The sequence below is a fragment of the Dietzia timorensis genome, from assembly GCF_020742175.1.
Taxonomy (GTDB): Bacteria; Actinomycetota; Actinomycetes; order Mycobacteriales; family Mycobacteriaceae; genus Dietzia; species Dietzia timorensis_A.
Window position 1 is genome coordinate 1 of the sequence record NZ_DYXM01000005.1, and the last position, 7,313, is coordinate 7,313.

Sequence of the window (7,313 nt, forward strand, 5' to 3'; positions counted from 1 at the left end):
GCCGCGAGAATCGGTAGGGCCGGAAGATCGCCGGGGGCAACGGTGAACACGCTCGCCGACGCGTCACCGATATTGGCTTGCCCACCGACGACGGCCGCCGAGCCGAGCGCGAAGACGTTCGGGGCATAACCGACCGACAGCAGGAACAGCGCCACCAGGCCCCAGGCGTCGCCCTCCGCGGTGCCGAAGAGCATCCCCAGGTCCGACCAGTTGATGATGAAGAACACAATGCCGACGATCCCGGCGATCACCCACGTGGCGGCGACGAACGCCCCGCCCATGTGCAGGCCGGCGACCACAAAGTGCGGCACCTGCTTGCGCACCCACCGCACGTGCGCCCACCACAGTCCCGCCGTCACCGACACCAGGTTGACGGCGAAGGTCCACAGCAGCGCTATGCCGATCCCGTCGACGCGTGCCGGGAAATCGGTGCTCGCGGTGTCGAGCACGGTGGCCGCGAGCCCGGTCACGATGACCGGTATGAGCACCATGACGACGGTGGTCAGCGCCGCTGCTCGGTGGGCCGCCTCCATCTGGTCCGTCGGCACGCCGGGCATCGCCGTCGACACCGACTCCTCGGCTTCGAGCGCGTAAGGCATCGCCGTGATCCTCGCCTGCCAGGCGACCGCGAAGCCGTAGAGCAGCGTCGGAACGAGCGGTAGCACGCTGAGCGAGACGCCGTCCGCGGACAGCGGCGCCTGATTGACGGCCAGCCACATCGTGGAAACGAAGTGCGGCATCGAAGCGAACTCGCGGCGCATCGCGAGCAACGCGATGAGCGTCAAGGCGACAAGTAGAGCGAGGGTGACCCCGACGGGAATGACCGCCGACGTCAACAGTTTGGGCACGCCGATTTTCGGCGATGCCCCTCGGTCTCTAGAACTCATAGATCGTTGGCGCTCCACCCATCTACCGTAAGGACCGCGCGGGGCGGAAATGGTGAACGGCACGCCGGTTCTTTGAACCGACGTGCCGTTCGTTATCCGGGCTGAGACTATTGCCCCGGGTAGCCTCCGGGCTGCTGGCCGTAGCCGCCCTGTCCGTACCCTCCGGGCTGCTGGCCATACCCGCCTGGCTGCTGGCCGTAGCTCCCCTGGCCGTAACCGCCGGGCGCCTGACCGTAGCCGCCCTGACCGTAGCCACCGGGCTGCTCGCCGGCCGCCGGGTATCCACCGGATTGGTATCCACCCGGGCTCTGGTAGCCGCCCTGTTGCCCCGGGCCGCCATACTGCTGCGCGGGTCCACCGAACTGCTGGGCCTGCTGCGCTTGCTGCGCCTGTTGCGCCTGCTGAATGCGCTGCTGCTCGGCCTTCTGCGCCTTGCGCTCCTCGGACTTCTTCTTGAAGTTGTCGATCATCTCGTCGGTCGCGAACACGGAAGCAGCAAGCACGATGACGGCGAGGAAGCCGAGGATCAGGGTGAGAATCACGCCGAAGCCCCACGTGGACGAACCGAAGCCGAGCTCGGATTCACCGCTGATTTGCCCGGCGCCGACGAGCTGAGCCACAAAAAACGCGAGCCACGTACCCGCTGCGATAGCGAAGGCGGGGATCCGCTGCTCGCTGAACTTGATGGACAGCCCCGCGAGGATCGCCACAATGAGGAAGCCAGCGTGCACCCAGGGGAACACATTGAAGCCGCTGAACGCGTTCTCCTGACCGAACGCGGAGTAGGACTGGAATTCGAGAAATCCCATAAGGAACGCGAGCGCGCCGAGGGCCGTCGCGCCGATTGCGAGCCACTGAACGATCGTCAGAGGCGCCTTTGCCTCTGCGGGCGGGCCGTACGATGCCGCTTGGCTCGGCGAAGACTGTCGTTGGCCGTAACTACCTGCCGCCTGACCAGATCCGGCCGTCTGGCTCGCATATGCTGCTGCGCCCAGTGACGCAGAATCGTTCGACGGGGTCGCCGCGGAGCTATCCGTGCCGGAAGCGGCCGCGTAGCCCTGCGGTGAGCTGTACTGCGTCGTCGCGCCGTCTGCAGCCGCGTAGCCCTGCGGTGAGCTGTACTGCGTGGTCGAGTTCTCGGCAGCCGCGTAGCCCTGCGGGGCGCTGTACTGCGTCGCCGCGCCGTCTGCAGCCGCGTAGCCCTGTGGCGAGCTGTACTGCGCAGTAGTCGAGTCGACGCTGGGCTCATTGCTTGGGTAACCGCCGGGGGCCGAGTGAGCACCGCCCTGCGACTGGGAACCGGCGTTCCACTGCGAGGTGGGGGCCGAACTGGAGCCTAGTGTCGAGGAGCCGCCGGAGACGCTCTGGTCGTAGTTCGAGTTGGAACCGTAGCCGGCCGGATAGGAATCCGAGTGAGCACCGCTCGAGTACATACCGGAGTTGTATCCCTCGTCTGCGGCGTGTGCGCCGCGGGATCCGTCACCGTGTTCGTTCGACGCGGCAGGGAATGCATCGCTCGGGAACGCATCCCGCGAATAGCCGTCCGAGGGCTCACCTGCCGGACGCTGTCCGAAATTGTCAGTCATGGGGCTCCTTATCGTTTGTCTTTGCCCACCGTAATAGCTGGAAAGCGCTTGCGAAACCATTAGTGGCGAACGAAAACGGGGCAGCCCGAATCGGACTGCCCCATCAACGCGAGCCGTGGCCTAGAGGTTGGCGAGAACCTCGCGTGCCAGGTCGGCGGTCTCGGACGGCGTCTTGCCGACCTTCACGCCTGCCGCTTCGAGCGCTTCCTTCTTGGCAGCCGCGGTGCCCGAGGAACCCGAGACGATGGCGCCTGCGTGGCCCATCGTCTTGCCCTCGGGGGCCGTGAAGCCGGCGACGTAACCGAACACCGGCTTCGACACGTTTGCCTTGATGTAGTCGGCGGCACGCTCCTCCGCGTCGCCGCCGATCTCGCCGATCATGACGATCGCCTTGGTCTCGGGGTCCTCTTCGAACGCCTTGATCGCGTCGATGTGGGTGGTGCCGATAACCGGGTCGCCGCCGATACCGATGGCGGTCGAGAATCCGAAGTCACGCAGCTCGTACATCATCTGGTACGTGAGCGTGCCGGACTTGGACACGAGCCCGACCGGGCCCTTACCGGTGATGTTCGCCGGCGTGATGCCGACGAGGCTCTCACCCGGCGTGATGATGCCCGGGCAGTTCGGGCCGATGATGCGCGTCTTCTCGCCCTTGGCCACGTTGTAGTTCCACGCGTAGGCAGCGTCCTGCACCGGGATGCCCTCGGTGATGACGACGGCGAGTCCGATCTCGGCGTCGACGGCCTCGATCATCGCGTCCTTGGCGAACTTCGGCGGGACGAACAGGATGGTGACGTCCGCACCGGTCTCGTCCATCGCCTGCTTGACCGACTCGAAAACGGGAAGTGAGACGTCATTCCCGTTCGCGTCCTTGTGCTCGACAGTGGTGCCGGCCTTGCGGGCGTTGACACCACCGACGACGTTCGTGCCGGCGGCGAGCATGCGCGCGGTGTGCTTGGTTCCCTCGCCACCGGTGATGCCCTGAACGATGACCTTGGAGTCCTTGTTTACAAAAATCGACATGTGAAGTCTCTCGTCCTTACTTGGCGGCCAGCTCGGCGGCCTTGTCGGCGCCCTCGTCCATGGTGGCGGACTGGGTCACGATCGGGTGGTTGGCTTCTTCGAGGATGCGGCGACCCTCTTCGACGTTGTTTCCGTCGAGTCGGACGACGAGCGGCTTGGTCGCCTCATCGCCGAGGATCTCCAGCGCCTTGACGATGCCGTTGGCCACGGCGTCGCACGCGGTGATACCACCGAAGACGTTGACGAAGACGCTCTTGACCTGCTCGTCACCGAGAATGACGTCGAGGCCCGCGGCCATGACCTCAGCCGAAGCGCCGCCGCCGATGTCGAGGAAGTTCGCCGGCTTCACGCCGTTGTGCTTCTCGCCCGCGTACGCGACGACGTCGAGGGTCGACATCACGAGGCCGGCACCGTTACCGATGATGCCCACCTCGCCATCGAGCTTGACGTAGTTGAGGTCGTTCTCCTTGGCCTTGAGCTCGAGAGGATCGGTGGATCCGGCGTCGGCGAACTCCGCGATCGACTCCTGGCGGAACTCCGCGTTCTCGTCCAGCGTGACCTTGCCGTCGAGCGCGAGGATCTGGTCGTCCGGCGTACGAACGAGCGGATTGACCTCGACGAGGGTCGTGTCTTCCTTAACAAAGACCTCGTAAAGCTTGGCGATGGTCTTGGCCGCAGCGTCGAGGACCTCCTCGGGGAGATGGCCGGCAGCAGCGATCTCGCGGGCCTTGGCCTCGTCCACGCCCTCGGTCGGGTCGATGTTGATCCGAGCGAGACGATCCGGGGAGTTCTTCGCGACTTCCTCGATCTCCATGCCGCCCTCAACCGAGCACATGGCCAGGTAATTGCGGTTCGCGCGATCGAGAAGGAAGGAGATGTAGTACTCCTCCTTGATATCCGACGCCTCGGCAACCAGGAGCTTCTTCACGACGTGGCCCTTGATATCGAGACCGAGGATGTCCTCGGCGCGGGCCTTCGCGTCGGCAGGGTTGTCTGCCAGCTTGACGCCGCCAGCCTTGCCACGACCGCCGACCTTGACCTGAGCCTTGACTACAACGCTCTTGCCAATTTCCTGCGCGATCTTCTCTGCCTCTTCTGCAGTATCCGCGACGCGCCCGGGGGTGGTGGGTACGTCGTGCTTCGCGAAGAGAGCCTTTGCCTGGTATTCGAAGAGATCCATCAGCTCACCATCTTGACATGTAGATTTTCTCGGCACCGGGTCGGGAACCGAGTCCAGCCTCAACTTTAACCCCATTGCTGAATACGCGCATTGAGTGACCTGTCAACGCCCTAAGGTACGGTCCACTTGTTCGCCGCTCGGCCGACCGACCAGCGAGTCCCCAAGCAGGGAGACATACCTCGCAAGAGACTGTGTTCCAAAGAAGCGCGGTCCGGAGTCGCGACGGTTGCGCGGAGCAAGATTCCCCGAAAACGAAATGTGACTATCACCACACACCGTGCGGCACCTAAACAAACAGCAGGTAAACGAGTGCCCACTGTTACTGGTGATGCAGGAGTCTTTCGGATGGGCAGGCTCGCCAAGGCGTTTGCCCCGAATCGGCTTGAACCAGATCGGGAGTACAGCTACGTTAATACGTTGTTAGTGATCACGAAACGATCACGGGAAGGCCTCGGGTGCGTAATGGGAAGCCAGAATACTGATGTAAATGAGCTCGCAGAGCGCATGCGCATCGATTCTGGCGACGCCAAACGATCTCCCCGCAAGGCAACCTCCCACCGCGTCCCTGGCCCATCGGGCTCGGTGAAGTCGCGAGCAGCCGTCGTAGCAGTGGCGGCCGGCGCTTCGTTCGCCGCGTACAACGGCGCGAACATCGGCGGCGCGGCACAGTCCGAGGCCGACGTGCTGTTCCTCGCCAGCGGAGACACACGCGCCGGCGGCACCGGAGAGGCCGAGGCCGCTCCGGTCGCGGATGAGGTCCAGTGGGATCCGACGCAGGACGACTCCGTCATCACCTCCCTGTATGAGGGCCAGTCGAAGAACGTCGAGCGCGAGGTTCTGGAGGAACTCGACCGTCGTCCGAAGATCGTCGCTCCCGCCGTGGGTACGTTCACGTCCGGCTACGGGTCGCGCTGGGGCGAGATGCACGGTGGCATCGACATCGCCAATGAAACGAACACCCCGATCGTCGCCGCCACCAATGGCGTCGTCATCGACGCAGGCCCGGCCCAGGGGTTCGGGCAGTGGGTGCGCATTATGGGTGACGACGGGGTGATGACCGTTTACGGACACCTTGAATCCATCGACACCGAAAAGGGTCAGCGCGTCACGGCCGGCGATCACATCGCAGGAATGGGTAATCGCGGTTTCTCCACCGGTACCCACCTTCATTTCGAGGTGTGGGAGAACGAGGGCAAGCAGCGAGTCGACCCGCTCCCCTGGCTGATCCAGAACGGAGTAGACCTCGGTTCGGTCGGTTCGATTGGTGAGGCCGCCGAGAACATCGCGCTGCCGGGGTCTACGGATCCGGCCAGTATCGCGGCATCGGTCGCCGGCTCCCTAGTGCCGGACCCTGCCAACGAGACCGGCGCGCCCGGCCTGGAGGAAAGTCTCCGCTCGACCGTCGTCGGCGACGCGGGCGACAATACCCAGGAGCTCATCGCACTCGCTTCGGGGCAGACCCGAGCCTCCGGACGCGACGCGTCCATCGCTCCCGTCGGCGTGATCGCGGGCAAGCCGCGCACCAACGCGCCCAAGAGCGGCCCGTCGGCAACGAGCACGCCCTCTCTGAGCGCCATCGGCTCGAAATAGCTTCCCGCACGCGGCACGTGCGGTGGGCGCTGCCATCTGCACTTGTCACGCATGCCGCGTCATTCGCTACAGCTTGGTCATCGGCACTCCGCCGATCAACATGAGCTGCACCGTCCCGTAATCGCCGAAGTCGATTCGCGCCCGCGCTGTCGTCCCCGTACCTTCCACGCCCACGACCTTCCCAAGACCGTACTTATCGTGGTTGACGCGGTCTCCGAGCTCCAGTTCCAGCGCCGGCTTCTTCGGGGCGGCCTTCGGGATCCCGCGAGAGCTGCCACCGCCGAATCGGCTGCCGCCGCTCGACCCAGCCGAGCCGAAGCCCCCGTAACCGCCGGAGTCCTGGCCGAATCGCCGGGGCGCGGAGTAGTCGCTGTCGATAAAGGACGAACGCTGTGGTTCCTCTCTCTCCCATTCCACGACGCTGTCTGGGATCTCGCCGAAGAATCGCGACGGGGGGTTGGTCATCGGCTGCCCGTACGTCGACCGCAGCATGGCTCTAGAGATGTATAGGCGCCGGCGTGCCCTGGTGATACCCACGTAGGCCAAGCGGCGCTCCTCTGCCAGCTCCGCGGGATCTCCGAGCGCGCGCATGTGCGGGAAGAGCCCGTCCTCCCAGCCAACGAGAAATACTGCAGGAAACTCCAGCCCCTTGGCAGTGTGCAGGGTCATCAACGTGACCTCGCCGGCGTCGTCCTCCGGGATCTCGTCGGCGTCGGCGACCAGCGACACCCTCTCGAGGAACGCCTCGAGCGAACCGGGCACCGCAAGCCCTTCGTCGAGTTCGGCATCGAACGCGTCGTCGCCGGACGAAGAATCGGGTACCTCGTCCGCCGAACGCCGCAGCGCGGCTTCCGAAGAGAACTCTCGAGCCACGCCCACGAGCTCTTCGAGGTTATCGAGACGCGTGCCATCTTGCGGATCGTTCGAACCCTGCAGGGCATCGCGATAGCCGGAGGCGTCGAGCACCGCGTCGAGGAGATCGCCGATATCGGGAAGCGACCCTTCCCCTGCGGCATGGCCATCGCCCTCGAGGCGCTCGCGAAGTCC

Annotated in this window: 6 protein-coding genes; 1 reads left to right on the forward strand and 5 read right to left on the reverse strand. The window is 64.9% G+C overall.

Going from position 1 to position 7,313, the window contains the following annotated elements:
- The 4 genes from K8V11_RS00110 to sucC all read right to left on the reverse strand — a co-directional run.
- Positions 1 to 887: DUF6350 family protein (locus tag K8V11_RS00110; RefSeq protein ID WP_303910046.1), on the reverse strand; the 887-nt coding region annotated here is incomplete at its 3' end.
- A 107-nt stretch (positions 888 to 994) separates the two neighbouring features.
- Complete coding sequence (locus K8V11_RS00115; protein ID WP_303910048.1) at positions 995 to 2,473, reverse strand: hypothetical protein; 1,479 nt, start codon at positions 2,471 to 2,473, stop codon at positions 995 to 997.
- Positions 2,474 to 2,593: 120 nt separating this feature from the next.
- Positions 2,594 to 3,496 (reverse strand): succinate--CoA ligase subunit alpha, encoded by a 903-nt coding sequence (sucD, locus tag K8V11_RS00120; RefSeq protein WP_303910050.1) that lies wholly within the window; start codon positions 3,494 to 3,496, stop codon positions 2,594 to 2,596.
- A 16-nt stretch (positions 3,497 to 3,512) separates the two neighbouring features.
- The gene (gene sucC, locus K8V11_RS00125) at positions 3,513 to 4,676 is read right to left on the reverse strand and encodes an ADP-forming succinate--CoA ligase subunit beta (protein WP_303910052.1); all 1,164 of its coding nucleotides are present in this window, start codon (positions 4,674 to 4,676) and stop codon (positions 3,513 to 3,515) included.
- A gap of 462 nt (positions 4,677 to 5,138) precedes the next feature.
- Between sucC and K8V11_RS00130 the strand changes: the two genes are divergently transcribed.
- Positions 5,139 to 6,266: a M23 family metallopeptidase gene (locus K8V11_RS00130; RefSeq protein ID WP_303910054.1), complete on the forward strand. Its 1,128-nt coding sequence runs from the start codon at positions 5,139 to 5,141 to the stop codon at positions 6,264 to 6,266.
- A 66-nt stretch (positions 6,267 to 6,332) separates the two neighbouring features.
- Here K8V11_RS00130 and K8V11_RS00135 read toward each other — a convergent pair.
- On the reverse strand, positions 6,333 to 7,313 hold a 981-nt coding region (locus tag K8V11_RS00135), incomplete at its 5' end, for a 3'-5' exonuclease (protein ID WP_303910056.1).

Bases quoted from the DNA above. Each gene is read 5' to 3' on its own strand.
- K8V11_RS00115 (WP_303910048.1), bottom strand. From the start codon at position 2,473: ATGACTGACAATTTCGGACAGCGTCCGGCAGGTGAGCCCTCGGACGGC.
- sucD (WP_303910050.1), bottom strand. From the start codon at position 3,496: ATGTCGATTTTTGTAAACAAGGACTCCAAGGTCATCGTTCAGGGCATC.
- sucC (WP_303910052.1), bottom strand. From the start codon at position 4,676: ATGGATCTCTTCGAATACCAGGCAAAGGCTCTCTTCGCGAAGCACGAC.
- K8V11_RS00130 (WP_303910054.1), top strand. From the start codon at position 5,139: ATGGGAAGCCAGAATACTGATGTAAATGAGCTCGCAGAGCGCATGCGC.